The organism is Shewanella sp. Isolate11, from assembly GCF_022398315.1.
In the GTDB taxonomy this organism is placed as follows: domain Bacteria; phylum Pseudomonadota; class Gammaproteobacteria; order Enterobacterales; family Shewanellaceae; genus Shewanella.
Window position 1 is genome coordinate 311,986 of record NZ_JAKEVF010000002.1, and the last position, 19,920, is coordinate 331,905.

Consider the following 19,920-nt stretch of genomic DNA (forward strand, 5'->3'; position numbering starts at 1 on the left):
TGACATTTAAATTATTTAACTAATACTTATGTGTAAGCCATAGTGACATTTGAACACTATCTACTTTTATGGTTATAGGGATTTAACAATACGAAAATTCCTCGCATTATCAATTTTTAGTGCTTGTTCGTTGGTATGTACCTCGGCAGAACAATCATACTCATCCAAAGACTCTGTTATAGAACCTACATACTATTTGCATCTACCACTGACGACAAAAAGCATTTAGTTGATGATTATTGGGTTAGAGCAAACAGGCGAGGCTACAATATCTAATCAGTGCTGCCAGAGATGGACGATCAAGGTGTGTCGAACTCATTGTTGGATCAACAGTGATGGAATCAAAAAAAGCGAGCAGGATAACTGCTCGCTTTTTTACATCACATAGATAGTTTTGGTTACTTTTCTTCTGGCTTCATCAAGCGCACTTCATATAAACCGCCCGCGATAGAACCAGGCTTGGCTTTAAATTTCACTCTAAAAGGCTGTGTAGTGTCTTTGAGTAACTTAGCTGGGATAGGGAAGGCCTCAGTGAAATAATCAGGCCCCTTGTCTCCAGTTAACTTAACGGTGGCAAGGTACTTCTTGTCAATCAAGATATCGAATTCACGGTTATTATCTAAACCAAAGAAGGTCAGACGCAGTACAGGCTGAGTTTCGCCTTTGGCATTGAGTTGATAGCTGAACCAGTCATGGGCATGACGCCAGTGACGAGTGCCATTGAGCCCCGCTTCGCTGCGAGAAGCCTCAAAGAAGTGGTCCGATTCCGGTTGCTGCTCACCAGGCTGGACTAAATCTAGAGTGCTGGCGGCAAGTTCAGCGGCTTGCTTGGATTGTGCGGCAAGTCTGGCTTGTAGGCTTTGCCAGTTATCGGTACTGCTTTGACCAAAGTAGACGCTATAACGGCTGTCATGCAGTCTGAAGAATGGGATCAGCTCCAGTTTCTCTCCAAGATTGAGCTTAGCATTACCTGTGGTGAAGGCGAGGGTACTACTAGGCACTTTCTTAATATCCTTAAGGAACTGAGTGCCATCGCTGATAAATACAGGGGCATTTTCAGGCTCACAGGTTGGGCCTTTGGCGATGTGTCCCATGCGGCTGTCATCGGCAACGAAATTAATCTGCTCATTAGGGAAGGGATTGGTTTTCGCAGCAAGAACGATAGGGCCGTAAAGTACTGAGTAGTAGGCCGATTTGTCTGGCATCTGCTCTAGGCTGATGTTCATTGGCAAAGTGATAGTTACTTTATCACCCGCTTGCCATTGACGCTCAAGCTGTACATATTCGCCCGGCTTAGCGGTGATATTCTGTGTCTTACCGTTTACATTGACTGTCAGTTCCCCTGCATCTACCCATACAGGATAACGTAGGTTTAAGCCAAATTTAGCACTGGAGAGGATCTCAATCTCACTAGTGTTAGTGTCAGGGAACTGAGTCGTTTGTTTCAGTTTCACCTGTTTTGATTGCCAATTTAGCGTCGAGTCGATAAACAGGTTCACGAACAGTTGATCTTGCTCCTGGGCGTAGATCATCTCACCGTATTTAGCATGGTTCTCGATCCCTGAACCCACACAACACCACATGCTTTTTTGTGGGTCTGAATAAACACGGTATTGATTGGGCCGCATGGCGGTGAAGTAAACTAGACCACCAGTTTCTGGGTTTTGTGATGACAAAATATGGTTGTATAACGCACGCTCATAATAGTCTATGTAGTTAAGGTCGCCGTTACCTTCATACAATAGCTTTGATAGCTTTAACATATTGTAGGTGTTACAGGTCTCAGGGCCTTCAACTGACTCCAACATGCTAGAGAAATCATTACTTGGATGAAAATGTTCACGGACACTGTTACCTCCGATCGAGACCGTTCTGTGATTAACTATGGTTTGCCAGAAAAAGTCAGCACTATCATGCCAGTCTTTGTTATGTTCGAGTTGAGCAATACGAGCGACCCCAACAATCTTAGGGATCTGCGTGTTGGCATGTAAGCCGGTTAGGGCATCTTTATGTTCAAGCAGAGGGTTTAATACAGACAGATCGGTATAACGCTTTGCCAAGGTTAAGTAAGCCTTGTTTCCTGTAATATCATAGACATCGGCTAAGGTTTCGTTAAGCCCACCATATTCAGTACGTAACATTAACTGAAGCTGTTGGTCACTTAGGTTTTTACTCAGTTCAAGCATCCAATCACTGAATAGTACCATCATCTTTTTAGCTTGCTCATTACCTGTGTAGATATAAGCGTCTTTTAAACCTGCAAACACTTTATGCACGTTATACCAAGGCACCCAAGCTTCATTGAGGGTGAATAAGTCAGCGCGAATATCGCCTTCAGCAATGGATTTCCATAATTTAGCACCGTTAGGTACGCCGCCTACATAACCATTGCCATTGGCTTGTTGGCATTTGTTGAGTTCTTCAACCATGTAGTTAAGGCGTTCGAGTACTTTACTGTCACCAGTTGAGGCGTACATGAGTGAAAGGGCACTTAAATAATGACCACCGATATGACCATCGAGGCCAGTATCTTCCCAATTAGGGTAGTTAGGTGCATCACTTGGCAGTCCAGCTTCTTTACGGTATGGAGCAAGTAACCGCTCAGGGTCCATTACCATCAAATAATGTAAATCGGTTTGTTGTGCGTGAAGAAATGGGCCGTCGGTAATTCGCACATCTTGCAGTGGCACGGGTGTGGGTTGCAGTGCCAAAGCAATACTGCTGTTCAACATTAGCGCTGCAGCGGTTAGTAATCTTTTCATTTTTTCCACCTAATAAAAAGCTCCTAACAGGTAGGAGCTTAGAATGTGTACTGGCTTACTCCTGCAGAGTTGTTTTTATCTCTGCTGATTTATGCCAATTTTCAGGGGCTAACAGTGATACATCTTTAGCATCGAAGTGTAGACCCAGACTGTCCTTTCCTTGGCCTTTGTTAAACGTTAACAGGCTTCGCCCCGTCAGACTGAATACTTTCACTAGCAGAATCGATGAAAGTGATATCTTCCAGCTGGGCTTTAATTTTTTCGTAGCTGCTGTCACTGATATGGTACTTAAACATCAGAGAACCCATTAACGTGTGGAAGAACCCTGGAATCACGGTTAGCATTAGCGCAATACCTGTTAGGGTAAATTCACTCTGAACTGCACCGGCTTCATAATTGAAGTAGGTAAGTAGCATACCGACCACAAAACCTGCCAGACCCATACCTGCTTTTTGAGCAAACGAAATACCGCCAAAGGCTAGGCCTGAAACACGGTGTCCATTTTTAACTGTGCCGTAATCAACGGCTTCTGAGATGATTGACCAGAACACAGGTGCATGTAAATCAACCACAAATGAGATAAGGAAATAGAGCACGAAGGCTAACATGATATCGCCAGGCTGAACGGCGAAGAACATGATGACACTTAAGATACCGACCAAGATTTGGCTGTATCTAAACAATTTAAGTTTACAGAAACGCTTGGTGATCCAAGTCGAAGCCACCATAGCTAAAATAGCTGCGCCTACACCAGTGGATAGGAAGGCTGAGAGCATTTTAGCATCGCCGCCTAGATAGTAAGTTGCGTAGTAAGCTGCAACTGAACCACGGATCACATAACCGATAGTGCCAATAACGCAGATAGAAACTAATATGCGCCATTGGTCATTACGCATCAATAACTTGAATTGAGTTGAAATCGGCTTAGTTTCAACTTTATAGGCAACGCGTTCGCGAGTGGTAAAGAAGCAAAAAAGGAACAATAATGTTGCCATTAAGCCCATTAGACCCATAGCTGCTTGATAACCCGATGCTAAATTATCACCACCCCATTTTTGAGCCAAAATCGGCACTATGATGGTAACTAAGAAAGCCGCTACTTTTGCGAAGAATAGACGATAACCGTTTGCTGATAGACGCTCTTTGGGGTTATCTGTCATCACACCAATGACTGAGATGTAAGGGATCGTTACCGTTGTGAAGATGATGGTGACTAAAATATAAGTCGAGTAAGCCCAGATAAGTTTACTGTTGTAATCCCAATCTGGTGTACTGAAAGTCAAGAAGACCGAGATGCCGAAGGGGACGGCCATAAATAGGAAGTAGGGGCGATAACGTCCCCAGCGGGTGGTGACCTTATCATTGATGATGCCCATTAATGGGTCGGTAACGGCATCGATGAGTCTTACCACTAAAAACAAGATCCCAAGATCTGCAGGTTTCAAACCAAAAATATCAGTGTAAAAATAGGTAATGATTAACATCATTGATGAAATCACTACGTTTACTGCCATGTCACCAGAGCCATAGCCTACTTTTTCAAGTACTGAAAGCTTATGCGTACTCATCCAGGTTCCCTTATATGTTATTACAGCTACATCACTTCATTGGGATAGTGTACAGCCGTTAACTATGATCCTTTCGACAAATTTACTGTTAAATTTGTGCGATGGGATTGTTAATTGTGAAATTGATAGTAAGATATTCTTATTCATCATACAATAGCATTAATAGTAAAACCTTGATGCATGTAGAACTAGGAGAGATGATGTCAAACATCAGAAGTAAAGTATTCAATCATTTAAAAAGTTTGACCTTAGTTGGGCTGGTTGGTTTTAGTGCACAAATAAATGCAGCACAAGTCAGTATTCATGATCCTGTGATGGCAAAAGAGGGTGACAGTTACTATCTGTTTAGCACAGGCCCTGGTATCACAATCTATTCTTCTACAGACAAAGTTCATTGGCAAAACTCAGGCCGAGTATTTGAAACTGAGCCAACATGGGCGCGAGATGTTGCTCCAAGTTTCAATGGTCACCTTTGGGCGCCAGATATCTTCGAACACAATGGCACCTTCTACCTTTATTACTCTGTGTCTGCTTTTGGTAAAAATACTTCAGCCATAGGTGTGGCAGTCAGTAAATCCCTCGATCCTAAGTCAAAAGACTATAACTGGCAGGATAAGGGCATTATCGTTGAATCAGTGCCTTACCGTGATGACTGGAATGCGATTGATCCTAATATCATCATTGACGAAAAAGGTACGCCTTGGATGAGTTTTGGCTCGTTCTGGGGAGGAATGAAACTGGTTAAACTTAATGACGATCTGATTTCTATGGCAGAGCCACAAGAATGGCACACATTAGCTAAGCTTGATCGTCCTGCATTTGAAGACGATGCAGAGCCAGGTCCAGCACAAATAGAAGCTCCTTTCATCTTTAAAAAGGGAGATTTTTATTATCTAACCGTGTCTTACGGCTTATGTTGCCGTGGAGATGACAGCACTTACCGTATGGCTATCGGTCGCTCAACTTCTGTAACAGGTCCTTACTTAGATAAAGAAGGTAAGGATATGGCTAAGGGCGGCGGTAGTGTGTTGTTAAATGGTACGAAAGCTTGGCCAGGACTGGGTCATAACAGTATGTATGAATTTGATGGCAAAGATTATTTAGTCTTCCATGCTTATGAGTCTGCTGATAACGGCTTACAGAAGTTAAAAATGATTGAACTTGATTGGGATAAAAATGGGTGGCCAACGTTCGATCCAAAAGCATTAGATAATTACGAAAGCGTATTAATTAGCAAGTAGGTGATAATAATGAGTCATATTTTTACAAAATCGCTAACGGCTGTGGCATTGATGGCAGCGTTATCGATTCCCGCTGTTGAGGCTGCACCTGTACAGCAACAAAGCACAAAAATCAGCGGTGACACTTTTTCTAACCCATTATTCCGTAATGGTGCCGATCCTTGGTTGCACTATTTCAATGGTAACTATTACTTAACCACAACAACCTGGACATCAGAGTTGGTTATGCGTAAGTCGCCAACCATTGAAGGCTTAGCCGATGCGCCTGCGCATAATATTTGGTCGGGTACCGATAAGTCACGTTGCTGTAATTTCTGGGCGTTCGAATTCCATCCACTGCAAACTGAAAACGGCTTGCGCTGGTACGTTATTTATACCTCTGGTATTGAAGAAAACTTCGATGGTCAGCGCAATCACATCCTTGAGAGTGAAGGCAGCGACCCTATGGGGCCATACAAGTTTAAAGGCACACCAATGCCTGATCATTGGAACATCGACGGCAGCTATTTCGAGCATGATGGCCAGTTGTATTTCTTATGGTCAGAATGGCATGGCGACGATCAGGTTAACTTGATTGCTAAAATGTCAAACCCATGGACAGTAGTGGGTGAACACGAGGTGATCACTAAGCCTGAATATGACTGGGAAAAATCGGGTCTAAACGTTAACGAAGGTCCAGAGATCATCGTTCATAACGATAGAACCTTCCTAGTTCATTCTTCAAGTTTCTGTAACACCGAAGATTATAAACTTGCTGTAGTCGAGTTAACTGGCAAAGATCCAATGGATCCAGCATCTTGGACTAAATATGACGAACCTTTCTTCAGTAAAGGTAATGGCGTCTTTGGTCCAGGTCACCATGGCTTCTTTACCTCTCCTGACGGAAGTGAAGACTGGTTAGTTTATCATGGCAATTCATCTCCTACCGATGGTTGTAGTGGTACTCGTGCTGCACGTGCTCAGCCAATAAAATGGGATAAAAATGGTTTGCCTAACTTTGGTGAACCAAAAGCTGATAAACAACAGCTTCCTGTCCCAAGTGGCGAGCAAGGCCCATTAACCGCTAAGGTTGAAGGTGTTAAGTATCGCATTGTAAATCATGACATTAATCAATGTATGGTGACAGATGCTAAAGGCAAGGTTACGGTTGCTGATTGTGATAAACAAGGAAGCAGCTGGGTAATCGATCCGACTAATGAAGGTTTATATCGTCTTGCGAATGCTCAGTACGGTACTTTCTTGACTCAAGAGCAATGCCAAGACGAAGCCGCTACAGGCATCTCATCTAGCCCTTGGGTTGCTTCACGTTGCCAACGTTGGTCTGTTGATGCTACCCATGATGGTTGGTTCCGTTTTGCCAATGAGATGTCGATTAAAAACCTGCAAGCAAAAAGTTGTAGCAGCAAGTCAGGTGCTGAGCTTGTAGCCGGTGAAAATCGTCGAGGTGATTGCACCGACTGGCGAATCGAACCCGTGTCTGATTTTGCTATCGTCAGTGCATACAGTGGCCGTGTCGTCAGTGCTGAAAGCTGTGCTCACGATGCCAATGTGGTTCAACATGAATATACCGGCAGTGCATGTCAGCAGTGGAAAGCGGTTGCTACCTCTGAAGGTTATTATCGCATGCAGTCTGTAAACAGTGCCCAGCAATGTTTGGTCAGTGATCAAGGCAACTTGAAACTCGGAAGCTGTAAAACTGATGAGGGTGAGTGGCGCGCAGAGTATATGCCTAATGGTGCTTTACGTTTAGTAACGCGTAAAGGTGGCTCATCGATGAAACTTGAAAGTGAGTCTTATGCTAACGGCGATAACATGGTTGAAGCCGTTTGGAAAAGTACAATTTGGCAACACTTCTATTTAAGAGAGGTGAACGCTAAATAACGAACACTTTGTGTGTGTTTTTTGTCATAAAAGTATAGGTCGCTTTTTTTGACAAATTTGTTGAGCTTGCATCTATCGCTCAACGCCTTATGCAGTAACCAAGGGAATTGGTTACTGCTTTTTTTTACCTAAAATTTGCTACAGCTAATAAGACACACTTAGATTACGCTAGCTTATATTGATTGCTGTTAGTTTGATTTAATAAACCTTAAAGACTAGACAATAAAAAGCGATGCTGACTAAGCATCGCTTTTTTATTTAACATCATTACATTAACATTATTTTTCAGTGGCTTGTATACGCATTACGAACCCATCATTTGCTTGTAGAGTAATATCTGTACGATTGGACAGTTTAATGGTCTGTTCGTTAAAGCCGCGCATTCCTTTACTGGAAATCATATAGGCTTTATCCGAGGCTAGAAAACTCAGATCAAGTTGCAATTCTTTGACTAGATTTTCGCCATTAATCCCTGCAACAAACCAAGTATCGCCGCTGCGACGGGCGAACACCGCAAGTTTACCCGGCATACCTGCAACCATCTTTGATTCATCCCACTGTGTGGGTATTTGTTGTAAGAAGGCCTTCACATAGTCGGGGACATGCTGCATTCCTTCATGGGTTTCGACAATATGCTGTATGCCACTGATAAAGAGAATGGGCAAGGCTAATTCGAATCCGTTAGTGGTTTTACGCTTGATATTAGGGATTTCATTAAAGGTTGTTGGGGTAAAATCCATTGGATCAAATAGGTTACGTGTAAAAGGTAACACGGCGCTGTGACTGGCTTCTTTATCGGCCGCATTCTGGAAAAATGTGATCATCTCAAAGCCTCTTACCGCTTCGGAGGTGAGCAGGTTTGGGTAAGTGCGTTGTAGCCCTCGTGGCAAGGTAGTGCCATGAAAATTGACCAACAGTTGATATTTCGCAGCATCAGCCAAAATATTATGATAATACTGCATCATAGATTGACCATCACCGGCAAAGAAGTCGATTTTAACCCCTTTAACTCCCATGTTGTGCAGCTTTGAAAAGGCTTGCTGACGAGCCGTTTTAGTCAATAATTGACTCTTGGGACTGTACTGTGTGGTGTTCCAATCCCCGGAAGAGTTATACCAAACAAAAACCCCCACATTTTTGCTGTCGGCATACTCAACCAACTGAGCTAACTTTTTATCGCCAATGTTCTTATCCCAATTGACGTCAATTAAGGCGTATTGCCACTGCATGTCGGCAGCGTGATCGATAAATTGTTTCTGCACTGGGAAAGTGATGGAGTCATCTTTTAATAGACCCCAGCTCCAGGAAGCGACTCCCGGTTTTATGAAGTCTGTAGCCAAGGCCTTAGTGGGTTCAGCCAGATCTGTGCCTAGGGTTGAATTGGCAACTTGTTCTAATGAGCCTAGTGCCAGCACTCGCCAAGGGGTGTCGAGCGGTAATTTACCCGTCGTGAGTAATCCTTGGTGGGTGAACACTTCAGCAGACTGAGGTATACCAATGTGGTAATTGCCATTGGGCGATTGTGCTTCAAGACGAGAGGCATGGTGATAGGTTTTCACACCCGCTTCGGTAATAGCCAGCCAAACTTGCTGCTTTTCCTCGGTTTGTGATTTTGAAGTATTAAACAGCGCAGGGAGCACCCAACCTGCAGGAGAGGGAGAAGGGTGATCAATATCGATCCCCATGAGGTAGTGTTCTTCATAGGACGGATTGGTGTTTGCCCATCCAGTTTGTGCTTCTGCAATTGGTTGTAGCCAAGCCTTACTGTGTATAGGCAATTGGAAGCTGGTATGTTCTCTAGTGATCGTTTTTTGTTGGTGACTGGCTTTGGGATCATTTAAAGCGGTGTAGTGAAAGGCCACGCCATCATCAGATACGCGAAAGGTGATATCCAGTTTTTGCGTTTTATCATTCACTAAGTGAAATTGGCGCTCATTGGCTTGATACTGTACTTGGGTTTGTTTGCCGGTAAACAGCTGGTAATTCTCAGATACTTTGCTGATATCTGATGCGCTAAGTTGGGTAAAGTTTTGATAGAAATCGCGGTCAGATAAACGGAGTCCCAGTGTCGAAGGAGCTAAAACCACGCTGTTGTTCTTATCGATTCGGTAGCTTAATTTGTTGTCATTTAAACTAACGGTGACGGCTATCTGTTGGTCTGGGCTGTGGACTTGATAATCGATGGCATAAGCGCTATTGGCGGCGAAACAAAGTAGCGACAATGTTATTGGCAATATCGACTTCATATTGGTTCCTTATGGCATGAAATAGGGTGCGGGTACTAGAAAAAATAAAAGCTAATCAAATGATTAGCTTTTATTAACTTGCTATAAATCCGACTGTTTAGAAGGAGTAGCGGGTACCAATAGCGAATGTACGGCTGATGATAGTTGAACCACTGTTATACAAATTAAAGTCTGTATAGGCTGTGTGGTACTCTTCGCCTGTGAGGTTTGTCGCATCGAAGGTTAATACCCAATCAGGTGTAACGTTCCAGCTAAATTGGAAGTCCATATTAGCTTCTGAATCGCTATAGATACCTGTAGGCATTGAACAACAATAGTTATAACCTGTTAAGAACTCATCGCGGTATACATAAGATAGACGAGCTGAGTAATCTTCTTTTTCGTAGGCTAAAACAGCACTGTACGAGTTTTCAGATACACCGATTAATGGTTTAGTTTCGTAACCCACTAATGGTCCAGCACTGCCATCTGGTAATACTGAGAAGATAGGATCTTTAGTATCACCATCGATATAGGTATAGCTAGTTTGAATACCGATGCCCTGTAACCATTCTGGTAGTTCATCTGGGAACCAAGTGAAACCAAGCTCTAAACCTTGAAGTGTACCTTTACCCGCGTTTAGTGGCTGAGTAAGTACATATTTTGCATTGTAATCAGGGTTAGGATTGTTAGTCACTTCGATGTTACGGTTAGCAGTATATACAAAACCTTCAACATCACGCTTGAACAGCACACCATATAAGCTACTACTTTCAGCAAAATACCACTCTAAAGACAAATCAAAGTTTTGAGACTCGACTGGTTTTAGATCTGGGTTACCACTTGATGCATAGCCGAAGGCTTGGTTAGTACCAGGGTTAGGCGGCGTCAACGTCATGGTTGGATTCAAATCGCTAAAGTTTGGTAGACTGATAGTCTTACCGTAAGCGAAGCGAAGTAACAAGTCGTCAGTGAGGTAATAACGTGCCATAAAGCTCGGTAGGACGTTAGTATCTTCTGTAGATTGCTCTACACGACTTGCTGCCAATTCATTGAAAGACAAATCCGTTTTACTGTTAACAACACGTACACCAATTTGACCATCTAAGGTTAAACCAAATAATTCTGTGGCGTAGTTAGTTTGAACATATGCTGCAATAGTTTGTTCTTCAATGTCAAAAGTACGTGAATCTAAATAGGCACCGCCATCAAGAGGTAAACCATATAGGCCACGTAACTGTTCGACATTATCAATCATCCAGTTACCATTGGTCGACAACCAGTTATTAGGTACATATGCATTGTTATCGTAGAAACCAGATTCGGTAATATACGAAAGGCCATCAATATTGGCTAATACACAAGCAGCTCCATTATCTGAACATGCACCACTTGATTGATCTTTAGATTTAGATTTAGCGGTACGTTTGTTGTAACGCAGACCAAAGTCTACCGTTTCGAACATACCAGCATATAGTGCGTAATCACCGTCTAACGTCCAAGTGATTGCATCACCTTCATCGGTACCACTGTTATCAAAGAAAGTACCCATCGAGTAGGCGTTAACATCAGTTAAGCTACCTTCATCATAAGCTGTATTTGGATCATCAAGGTATGAGAAAGCGGGATTGCCTGAGCCGTTATGGTTGAAATCAACTGCTAATCTGTCACGAGATGAGCTAGTTTGAATTGCAACAAATGAGCGCTCATATTTACTGGTTTGATAAACGACTTCAGAGTTTAGGATCAGGTCATCACCCAATTCCCATTTACCGCCTAATGCATAAACAAAACTGTCTGTCTTACCTGTTCCACCGTCACCACTAGTAAATAGGGCCGCATCATTGATATAAGTCTTCTTGACAACATTGGTGCCATCATAAAACTCTGGGTTTCTGAAGTGATTGTTACCATTAACAAACGAGAATAGTAGTGAATTGAAGTTTTCATCACGGTAACCGTTGTAGAAGGCTTCAAATAAATATTCAGAATTATCAGTAGGTGCCCATTGTAGAGATAGGTTCATCGCAGGACGCTCACGTTCACCGGTATAGTCGGTAAACCCCATAGCATCGCGAAGTAAAACATATTCGGTATCAACACCATTGATATCAATAGTGGAGCCTGGAGCCGTTGATAGCTCTTCACCTGGAGTGACATGGCTAGCATCGATACGGGTAAAGTTATCGGCACGGTATGGATCTGAAGAACCTATCCAAACATTTTGGTCACGGTAGTTACTCTTAGCATAAGATGCATTGAATAGGGCACCAAAGTCACCTAAATCGGTTTCCCAACGATTACTTGCAAGAATACTGACGTTAGGATCAACTTTATCACTGGCATCCATATAGATACCACGAGCAGCTACCACGACTTTTTCGCCTTGGAAACTAAAAGGACGGTTAGTCTTGATATCAATTTGACCCGCAATACCGCCTTCTATGAGGTTTGCAGAACGAGTTTTATATACATCAACACTGTTAAGCAAAGATGCAGGAATATCAGCAAGTGCAACTGAGCGTCCAATTGAAGTAAAGATCTGTCTACCGTTAACGGTAGTTGATACATCACCTAGACCACGGATAGTTACCCCACTAACTTCTCCGCCTCCACGTCCTGTAGTCTGGACACCTGAAACACGTTGAAGTGCTTCAACTACGTTATTGTCTGGGAATTTACCAATATCCTCAGCAATAATTGAGTCCACAATCTGAACATTTTCTTTTTTCAATGAGAGTGCTTGTGTAAGACTCCCGCGAATGCCACTAACTTGTATTACTTCTATGTCGTCAGTTTTTATTTCTTCTTCTTCAGCGTAGGCAGATTGTGTCATCAGGAGTGATGATGCAACAGCCATGCTAACTAGCGTACGTGTAAACATGAATTAAAGCCCCCAAAGTGCAATTACTTCATTGTGATATAGAACGTTCCGGTAAAAATTTTGTTGCTATATTTTTAATGATGCTATTGTATGACTAATATGGTGTCAACAAAATAGTTGAAGTTGTTGCCATAAATGACGGTTCGATTGAATGTTTTAAATAACACTTTGCGATTTTGTTAAATACTATTGTATGATGAATCTGGCTGAGAAGTTCACAATTTGCATTTATTGATACTAAAGTGAGTCAGCCACAGACATTCTACACCTAACAAAAATGCTGATGTCTTTTTATATTGGGGAAAAGATTCAAATGAAAATTAATAAGTTAATGTTAGCTATGGCGGGCGCCTTAGCCTTAGCAGGCTGCGGTGGGGAAGATGGTGAGTCAGGAGGGCTACCATCTGGCTTTATACCTGAAGTTGCACAATCTCCAGATCCGACTATTCAGTCTAGTGTTATCGACTTTAATGATCTTGCTGTGCATGATCCATCTGTAATAAAAGCTGATGACACCTATTATGTTTTTGGTTCTCACTTAGCTGCGGCTAAATCAATCGATTTGATGAACTGGAGTTACATCACTCGTGATGATAACGGCGTTGAGCGTATTGCCAACGATGCCACTGATTTAAACCCACTATTTGATACCATGTCTACAGAAATGACCGAAGGTTTCGAGTGGACAGGTCCCTATTTTAAAGGTTCATGGGCGGCCGATGTTATTCAACTAAAAGATGACAAGTACTACTTCTACTATAACTGGTGTAACAATCCAGATAATGATGTTGAAGCTGTTTGTCATCATCGTTCATTTATCGGTGTTGCAGTAGCAGATAATGTTGAAGGTCCTTATGTAAATAAGGGAGTATTTCTTCGTTCAGGTATGACTGATCAAGAGATTGTTGATGGTAAAGGGCCTGAAGGCGTAACTCACTATGATCCTGCGACCATGCCAAACGCAATTGATCCTGATGTCTTTTATGATAAGGATGGTCAGTTATGGATGACTTATGGTTCGTATTCAGGTGGTATCTTTATTCTTAAAATGGATGAAGACACAGCGATGCCAGAACCAGGCCAAGGCTATGGCACTCGTTTAACGGGTGGTAATTTCCACGCTAACGAAGGTTCATACATTCTTTACAGTCCAGAGTCAGATTACTACTACCTATTTACCTCGATCGGTGGCTTCAACGCCGATGGTGGTTACAACATCCGTGTGTCTCGCTCAGTGAATCCAGATGGTCCATATTTTGACGCAGCTGGTAATGACATGAGTACGGTTTATGATTCGCCAGAAGGCTTTGGTAACAAGCTGATGGGTGGTTTCGAATTTGTAGCGAAAACCGGTGATGTTGGTCAATCTTATGGTTACCTTTCACCTGGTCATAACTCAGCTTACTATGATGCAGAAACGGGTAAACACCTACTGATCACTCATACACGTTTCCCTGAGCGCGGTGAACAACATTCAATCCGTGTACATGAAATGTATGTTAACGCCGATGGTTGGTTAGTTGCATCTCCACACCGTTATACACCAATCGACGGTGATAACATTGTTGATGGCGTTGATGTAGTAGGTGATTATCGTTTCATTAATCTGGGTCACGACACTAATACGGCTGCCAAAGAGTCGGTTTACATTACATTGACTGAAAATCGTACAGTTGAAGGTGATGTTACTGGTACTTACCGACTTTCTGACAATGAACCAAACCGTATCACCTTAACTTTGAGCGATATTGGAAAAGTTGAAGGTGTAATGTCTTGGCAGTGGGATGATGTGCTACAGAAGTTGGTTCCAACTTTCAGTGCATTATCAAACGAAGGCGTTTCGGTATGGGGATCTCAGTTACTGCCACTAAGTGGTCAAGAAGTTGCTGATAAGATTGCTGCTGCTATCACAATTCCTGCAGAAGTTAAGGAAGACAGCATTGTTCTGCCTGCAGAAGCCACCCGTGGTGCGACTATTGTATGGACCTCGAGCAATAATGACTATGTTCGTCCAGACGGTACGGTTATCCGTCCAAATGCTGGTGAGGGCGATCAAGTTGTAACACTGACAGCGACGATTACTGTTCATGGTGTTACTGTGGTTAAGACCTATGAAGTCACCGTACTTGCTAGACAGCCTTATAACCGTATCGCAAGTTACAGCTTCGATAATAATCTGACTGATTCACTTGGCTTCTTTGCTGATGGCGAACTCACTGGCGATCGCATCTTTACTCCTAGCACAGACAGCGTTTCTTATGCTATGGGGATGGAAGGTAATGCACTTGCACTCGACGGTGCTCATGGTGTGAAACTGCCTAATAGTTTGATTTCAAGCTATGAATACACTGTATCATTCTGGGCCAACCCAACGGTTATTACTGGCTTTACTACAGCCTTCTTCGGTGGTGTAGAGCAGACTCTTGATGATGGTAGTGTAACTTCTAATGATTGGATTAGTTTCCTTCCTCAAAGCTGGGATGGCAATACCATGCTGTGGAGCGGAAGTACCGCTTGGTTTGATGGTAGCGCTGGTGAGCGTATACCTGAAAATGCATGGTCACACTTAGCCTTCTCAGTTAAGAAAGGTGTGGTGAGTGTTTATATCGATGGTGTTGAGAAGTTCAGTTCTGGTAACTTGCGCGATATTTTCAGTGGTCAAGATGCCGTGTTTGCACTGGGTGTTAACTACTGGGATCTGCCATATAACGGTCTTATCGACGAGCTTAAAATCTATGAAGCTAGCCTAACGGCTGAAGAAGTGAAAGCGCTTGATATTGATATGTTACCTGACAGTGACTTGTTGGCTTCGGCGACTAACCTCTTAGATCTTGGTGATCTAACCTCAGTTAGGGAAGATTTAGATCTACCTGTGACAGGGCCTTATGCTTCGGCGATCTCATGGACTACATCTGAGCCAACAATTATCAGTGAAATTGGTGAGGTCACTCAGCCAGGTCGTGATGACACTGATAAGCAAGTGACATTAACTGCGACATTGAAACTGGGTAATGAAACCAGCACTAAAGTGTTTACAGCCACGGTTAAATCTATGGCACCACCAACACCAGTTGCGGTTTACAGCTTCGAAGATAACCTAAACGATACTACTGCTAACTTTGGTTCAGGTACCGTTATTGGTAATCTAATTGGTATTGCCGGTGGTAATGTGACTTATGAGGCAGGTGCAGTCGGTCAAGCTGCTATCTTAGATGGAGCTTCTGGTATTGAGTTGCCTAGCAACTTAATCAACGACTATACCTACTCTGTTGCCATGTGGCTGAATCCAACCCAGCTAAATGCATATACTACAGCTCTGTTCGGTTACGCAACCGACTCGAGCTGGACCAGTGTGCTACCTGGTGGTCAAGCTGATTACCCATCTGCAGTTCTATGGTCTGGTACCGCTTGGTATGATGGTCGTACAGACTATGAACTACCGGCAGGCGAGTGGTCACATTTCGCATATACCGTTAATGGCGGTGAGTTGAAAGTTTATGTGAACGGTGAGCTGAAGTTCTCTGGCTTCGGATTCCCTGATGTCTTCTCGGTAGCTACCACTAACTTTGCGATTGGTGTTAACTTCTGGGATACGCCATTTGCTGGTTCAGTCGATGAACTTAAATTCTACGATGAAGCAATTACTGAAGCTGATATCCTAGAGTTGTTCAACGAGTCAAGTAACTAACTTACTCTTAGGTATTTGGTACTTAAAAAGCTAGCGCATTGGCGCTAGCTTTTTTATTGGGGTAAATTTAGAACAAAATTCGTTTTTGTTTGAGTAACTTGCTATATTAGCCGACGTTTTCAATTCGATGAATTTTAGCTAACTATAATTTACAAATAGGCTAACTCATGACCTCTGTTTCTGTCGGTAATTTAATTGCAACCATTCAAGTTGGAAATACATTAGGTGAAGGTGTTTTCTGGGATGATCAAAGCCAATCAATATGGTGGACAGATATTGAAGAGTCGACCATTTTTCAATACAACATCGACTCGCAGCAACTAAAACGATTCAGTATGCCGTATCGAGTTGGCAGTTTTGCGCTTATTGAGCAAGATAGTCGTATTATTGCTGCTTTTGATAGAGGCATCGGTCTATATCAATTTGGTGATACTGACGTCGAGTGGTTAGCACAACCCGAATCTCATCTACCTTTTAATCGCTTTAACGACGGAAAAGTCGATAGGCAAGGGCGATTCTGGGCTGGGACTATGGTCGACAACAGTGACCGGTATGTGATGACGCCATTTAATTATGCAGTTCCATCACAAGATGAGCTCGGTGCGCTTTACTGTGTTGACCATCAAGCGAAGTGCTATAAAACCTTATGCGGAATCGGCACCTCAAATAGCCTCTGTTGGAGCCCTGATAGTCAATATCTTTATCATGCTGATTCTACGAAACAAATGATTACTCGTTTTAATTTTGACATTGAAAACTGCGCGTTAAGTCAAGCTTATGAGTTTGATAAAACTCCAATGTATTGCTGCCCTGATGGTGCGGATGTCGATGAGCAAGGCTTTGTATGGAGTGCCCAGTGGGGCGGCGGTCAAGTCGTACGATATGATCCTGATGGCAATGTTGTATTAAATTTTCCTGTGCCTATTACTAATCCAACCAATGTAGTTTTAGGGGGGAAGAATTTAGATTGGTTAATCATTACCAGTGCCAAACAAACCTTGTCAGAACAGCAATTAGCTAATGAGCCACAAGCCGGCGATCTATTTATTTATCAGTTGCATGGTATAAAAGGGATTAAATCGACACGCTATAAACTTGCGAGATAAAGCGCTTTGTTTGTATCGACGCTATTTGGGTTGAAGTCTGATATCTGTTTAACGTCTAGATAATAATAGACATAAATAACAGATATAAAAAAACCAGCTTTCGCTGGCCTGTCTCTCGATATCGACGAGAGTGGTACAACCGAGTGGATTCGAACCACCGACCCCCACCATGTCAAGGTGGTGCTCTAACCAACTGAGCTACGGTTGTATTGTCAATTTCTATTGATAAAGCTTGGTACAACCGAGTGGATTCGAACCACCGACCCCCACCATGTCAAGGTGGTGCTCTAACCAACTGAGCTACGGTTGTATTGCTTTAACTGTTTATCGGCTTCGCCAATGAACGTGCGCTATATTAAGTGGGTTGCACACCAGGTTGCAAGTAAAAAATCGCATAATGTGGTTTAAGCGGTGATTTGCTGTGCAACTGGTAATTTTATCAAGCTAACAGACGCTATTTGGTGATTAATACTGCCTAAACAAGATGTTTTGTCTGTTTAAATTCCTTTGCACATTTATCTATAGTCATTATTGAAGTCAGAATATTAAGACTGAGCTGTGGCCTGATTAATTAAATGCCTATCTTGGATATATTTGAGTCGTAGGGCGAATAACAAGGCGGCTGAAGTTAATCCTGCGATCAAACCAATCCAAAAACCATGAGCTCCCATTGCTGGTACTATGACGTCGGTTTGAGCCAGTAAATAGCCAACTAACATCCCAACAGCCCAATAGGAAAACAGTGTAATGTAAAACGCACTGCGGGTATCTTTATAGCCACGAAGCGCACCTGCTGCGACAACTTGAACCGAATCTGATAATTGATACAGCGCTGCTAAAAACATCAAACTACTCGCTAAGGCAATTACTTCAGGATTATTGTTGTAGAGCAGGGCAATTTGTGTGCGAAAGAGTACCGTAATAATCGCAGTGACTAGGGCTAAACTAAAGGCGATAATTAAACCAACTTTAGTGACCAATTTTGCCACCTCAATTTTATCTTGTCCTAAGTAGTACCCTACGCGTATCGATACCGCTATCCCTATAGAGAGTGGCAACATAAATACAATCGATGAAAAGTTAAGTGCTATTTGATGTCCTGCGACCACATTGGCACCCAGTGGGGCTAATAACAGGGCAATAATTGCAAACAAGCTGACTTCGAATAGTAATGCTAACGCGATTGGCATTCCATGTTTAGTCATGCGCCACATGGTAGCAAAGTGGGGTTTATGAAATGCCTTGAACGGTGCTAGTGCTTTAAATTTATGGTGAAGTTGCATATAGATGATCATGGCAATAAACATGGCCCAAAAAACTAATGCCGTTGCTATACCACAACCCGCACCACCCATTGCGGGCATGCCTAAATGACCGTAGATAAAGATATAGTTAGCGGGAATGTTTACTGCTAAGCCTACAAAACCGATGATCATCGTGGGTAAGGTATAAGAGATCCCCTCACTGCAGCCTCGTAATACTTGGTAAAGTACAAATGCAGGTACGCCCCAAGCAAATCCATACAGGTATTGAACACTGAGTTTGGCTAAGTTGGGCTCCAATGCCATCCAATTAAGGATCACTGGCGCAAAAAGCAGAAAAGCTATCACAACTACGCTGCCAATTATGGCAATATAGGCAGCCTGAAATGCGATAGGTTGTATCGATTTTTGGTCGTCTGCACCATGATGATGAGCAAATACCGGCGTGAAGGCCATAAGTAAACCTTGGACAAATAGCAGTGCTGGCAACCATAAACTGCCGCCAATAGCCACTGCAGCCATATCGAGCGCGCTCACTCGACCGGCCATAACGGTATCGATAAATCCCATCATTGTTTGAGTAATTTGTGCAATGAGTACCGGGAGCGCTAAGTGAATGAGCTTTTTGGCTTGAAAGCTGAATTGATTCATTAAGAGAAAGCCTTAATACAGCGAGTTAATTATGTTTACAGGTATTGTTCAAGCCACTTGTGAAGTTGTGGCAATAACTAAAAAAGATGGACTTAACACATTAGAAATCGCACTGCCGCCTTTATTGACTGAGAAACTGGTTACAGGTGCAAGCGTAGCCAATAATGGTGTCTGTTTAACCGTAACTAAGATTGCCGATGATAGGGTGTTTTTTGATGTAATGGAAGAGACTTTAGCGATAACTAATCTGTCTAAGTTAACCTTAGGCTCTCAAGTTAATATCGAGCGCTCTTTAACCTTTGGCAGTGAAATTGGGGGGCATATTTTATCGGGCCATGTGCACACTCAGGCCAAAGTGATAGAGGTTAGTAATACAGACGAACATTTTGATTTAACACTTGAAGTTAATCCTAGATGGATGAACTACATTTTGTATAAAGGGTTTGTTGGTGTGAATGGCTGTAGTTTAACCGTGGGCGAGGTGACAGAGACTAGCTTTAAGCTGCATTTGATCCCAGAAACCTTATCTTTGACCAATTTAAGTGAATGCCAAGTCGGTAATCATTTAAATATTGAGATCGACAGTCAAACCCAAGCAATTGTTGATACCGTTGAGCGAGTATTAGCTAAGCGATTTTCACAAGCAATTTAA

10 protein-coding genes and 2 tRNA genes are annotated in these 19,920 nt (G+C 42.7%); 5 read left to right on the forward strand and 7 right to left on the reverse strand.

The window, feature by feature from the left end:
• Nucleotides 1-398 precede the first annotated feature (398 nt).
• The gene (locus L1D21_RS06625; RefSeq protein ID WP_239844457.1) at nucleotides 399-2,762 is read right to left on the reverse strand and encodes a glycoside hydrolase family 127 protein; all 2,364 of its coding nucleotides are present in this window, start codon (nucleotides 2,760-2,762) and stop codon (nucleotides 399-401) included.
• A 170-nt stretch (nucleotides 2,763-2,932) separates the two neighbouring features.
• Complete coding sequence (locus tag L1D21_RS06630; protein WP_239844458.1) at nucleotides 2,933-4,330, reverse strand: MFS transporter; 1,398 nt, start codon at nucleotides 4,328-4,330, stop codon at nucleotides 2,933-2,935.
• 200 nt (nucleotides 4,331-4,530) lie between these two features.
• Here L1D21_RS06630 and L1D21_RS06635 point away from each other — a divergent pair, with 200 nt between their 5' ends.
• Both L1D21_RS06635 and L1D21_RS06640 read left to right on the forward strand, forming a co-directional pair.
• Entirely contained in the window at nucleotides 4,531-5,571 is a 1,041-nt protein-coding gene (locus tag L1D21_RS06635) for an arabinan endo-1,5-alpha-L-arabinosidase (protein ID WP_239844459.1), read from the forward strand.
• Nucleotides 5,572-5,580: 9 nt separating this feature from the next.
• Entirely contained in the window at nucleotides 5,581-7,452 is a 1,872-nt protein-coding gene (locus tag L1D21_RS06640; protein WP_239844460.1) for a family 43 glycosylhydrolase, read from the forward strand.
• Nucleotides 7,453-7,730: 278 nt separating this feature from the next.
• Here the strand turns inward: L1D21_RS06640 and L1D21_RS06645 are convergent, their stop codons facing one another.
• Together L1D21_RS06645 and L1D21_RS06650 are read right to left on the reverse strand one after the other, a co-directional pair.
• On the reverse strand, nucleotides 7,731-9,698 hold the full coding sequence (locus tag L1D21_RS06645) for a glycoside hydrolase family 97 protein (RefSeq protein WP_239844461.1): 1,968 nt from the start codon (nucleotides 9,696-9,698) through the stop codon (nucleotides 7,731-7,733).
• A gap of 97 nt (nucleotides 9,699-9,795) precedes the next feature.
• The gene (locus tag L1D21_RS06650) at nucleotides 9,796-12,561 is read right to left on the reverse strand and encodes a TonB-dependent receptor (protein WP_239844462.1); all 2,766 of its coding nucleotides are present in this window, start codon (nucleotides 12,559-12,561) and stop codon (nucleotides 9,796-9,798) included.
• A 313-nt stretch (nucleotides 12,562-12,874) separates the two neighbouring features.
• Here L1D21_RS06650 and L1D21_RS06655 point away from each other — a divergent pair, with 313 nt between their 5' ends.
• Together L1D21_RS06655 and L1D21_RS06660 are read left to right on the forward strand one after the other, a co-directional pair.
• Nucleotides 12,875-16,249 carry a LamG-like jellyroll fold domain-containing protein gene (locus L1D21_RS06655; protein WP_239844463.1) on the forward strand — a complete coding sequence of 1,125 codons (3,375 nt, stop codon included), beginning with the start codon at nucleotides 12,875-12,877 and terminating at the stop codon, nucleotides 16,247-16,249.
• A gap of 167 nt (nucleotides 16,250-16,416) precedes the next feature.
• Nucleotides 16,417-17,355 (forward strand): SMP-30/gluconolactonase/LRE family protein, encoded by a 939-nt coding sequence (locus L1D21_RS06660; protein WP_239844464.1) that lies wholly within the window; start codon nucleotides 16,417-16,419, stop codon nucleotides 17,353-17,355.
• 131 nt (nucleotides 17,356-17,486) lie between these two features.
• On the opposite strand, the gene L1D21_RS06665 is transcribed toward L1D21_RS06660, so the two are convergent.
• The 3 genes from L1D21_RS06665 to L1D21_RS06675 form a co-directional block, all read right to left on the reverse strand.
• Nucleotides 17,487-17,563, reverse strand: a tRNA-Val gene (locus L1D21_RS06665).
• Between the two features lie 25 nt (nucleotides 17,564-17,588).
• Nucleotides 17,589-17,665: transfer RNA gene (locus L1D21_RS06670), tRNA-Val, on the reverse strand.
• A 235-nt stretch (nucleotides 17,666-17,900) separates the two neighbouring features.
• A complete protein-coding gene (locus L1D21_RS06675; RefSeq protein WP_239844465.1) occupies nucleotides 17,901-19,268 on the reverse strand; it encodes an MATE family efflux transporter in 1,368 nt (455 codons plus the stop codon).
• A gap of 31 nt (nucleotides 19,269-19,299) precedes the next feature.
• Between L1D21_RS06675 and L1D21_RS06680 the strand changes: the two genes are divergently transcribed.
• On the forward strand, nucleotides 19,300-19,920 hold the full coding sequence (locus L1D21_RS06680) for a riboflavin synthase subunit alpha (RefSeq protein ID WP_239844466.1): 621 nt from the start codon (nucleotides 19,300-19,302) through the stop codon (nucleotides 19,918-19,920).

What these genes read in the sequence shown, in the direction of transcription:
- L1D21_RS06625 (WP_239844457.1), bottom strand. Translation starts at nt 2,762, where the DNA reads ATGAAAAGATTACTAACCGCTGCAGCGCTAATGTTGAACAGCAGTATT.
- L1D21_RS06630 (WP_239844458.1), bottom strand. Translation starts at nt 4,330, where the DNA reads ATGAGTACGCATAAGCTTTCAGTACTTGAAAAAGTAGGCTATGGCTCT.
- L1D21_RS06635 (WP_239844459.1), top strand. Translation starts at nt 4,531, where the DNA reads ATGTCAAACATCAGAAGTAAAGTATTCAATCATTTAAAAAGTTTGACC.
- L1D21_RS06640 (WP_239844460.1), top strand. Translation starts at nt 5,581, where the DNA reads ATGAGTCATATTTTTACAAAATCGCTAACGGCTGTGGCATTGATGGCA.
- L1D21_RS06645 (WP_239844461.1), bottom strand. Translation starts at nt 9,698, where the DNA reads ATGAAGTCGATATTGCCAATAACATTGTCGCTACTTTGTTTCGCCGCC.
- L1D21_RS06650 (WP_239844462.1), bottom strand. Translation starts at nt 12,561, where the DNA reads ATGTTTACACGTACGCTAGTTAGCATGGCTGTTGCATCATCACTCCTG.
- L1D21_RS06655 (WP_239844463.1), top strand. Translation starts at nt 12,875, where the DNA reads ATGAAAATTAATAAGTTAATGTTAGCTATGGCGGGCGCCTTAGCCTTA.
- L1D21_RS06660 (WP_239844464.1), top strand. Translation starts at nt 16,417, where the DNA reads ATGACCTCTGTTTCTGTCGGTAATTTAATTGCAACCATTCAAGTTGGA.
- L1D21_RS06675 (WP_239844465.1), bottom strand. Translation starts at nt 19,268, where the DNA reads ATGAATCAATTCAGCTTTCAAGCCAAAAAGCTCATTCACTTAGCGCTC.
- L1D21_RS06680 (WP_239844466.1), top strand. Translation starts at nt 19,300, where the DNA reads ATGTTTACAGGTATTGTTCAAGCCACTTGTGAAGTTGTGGCAATAACT.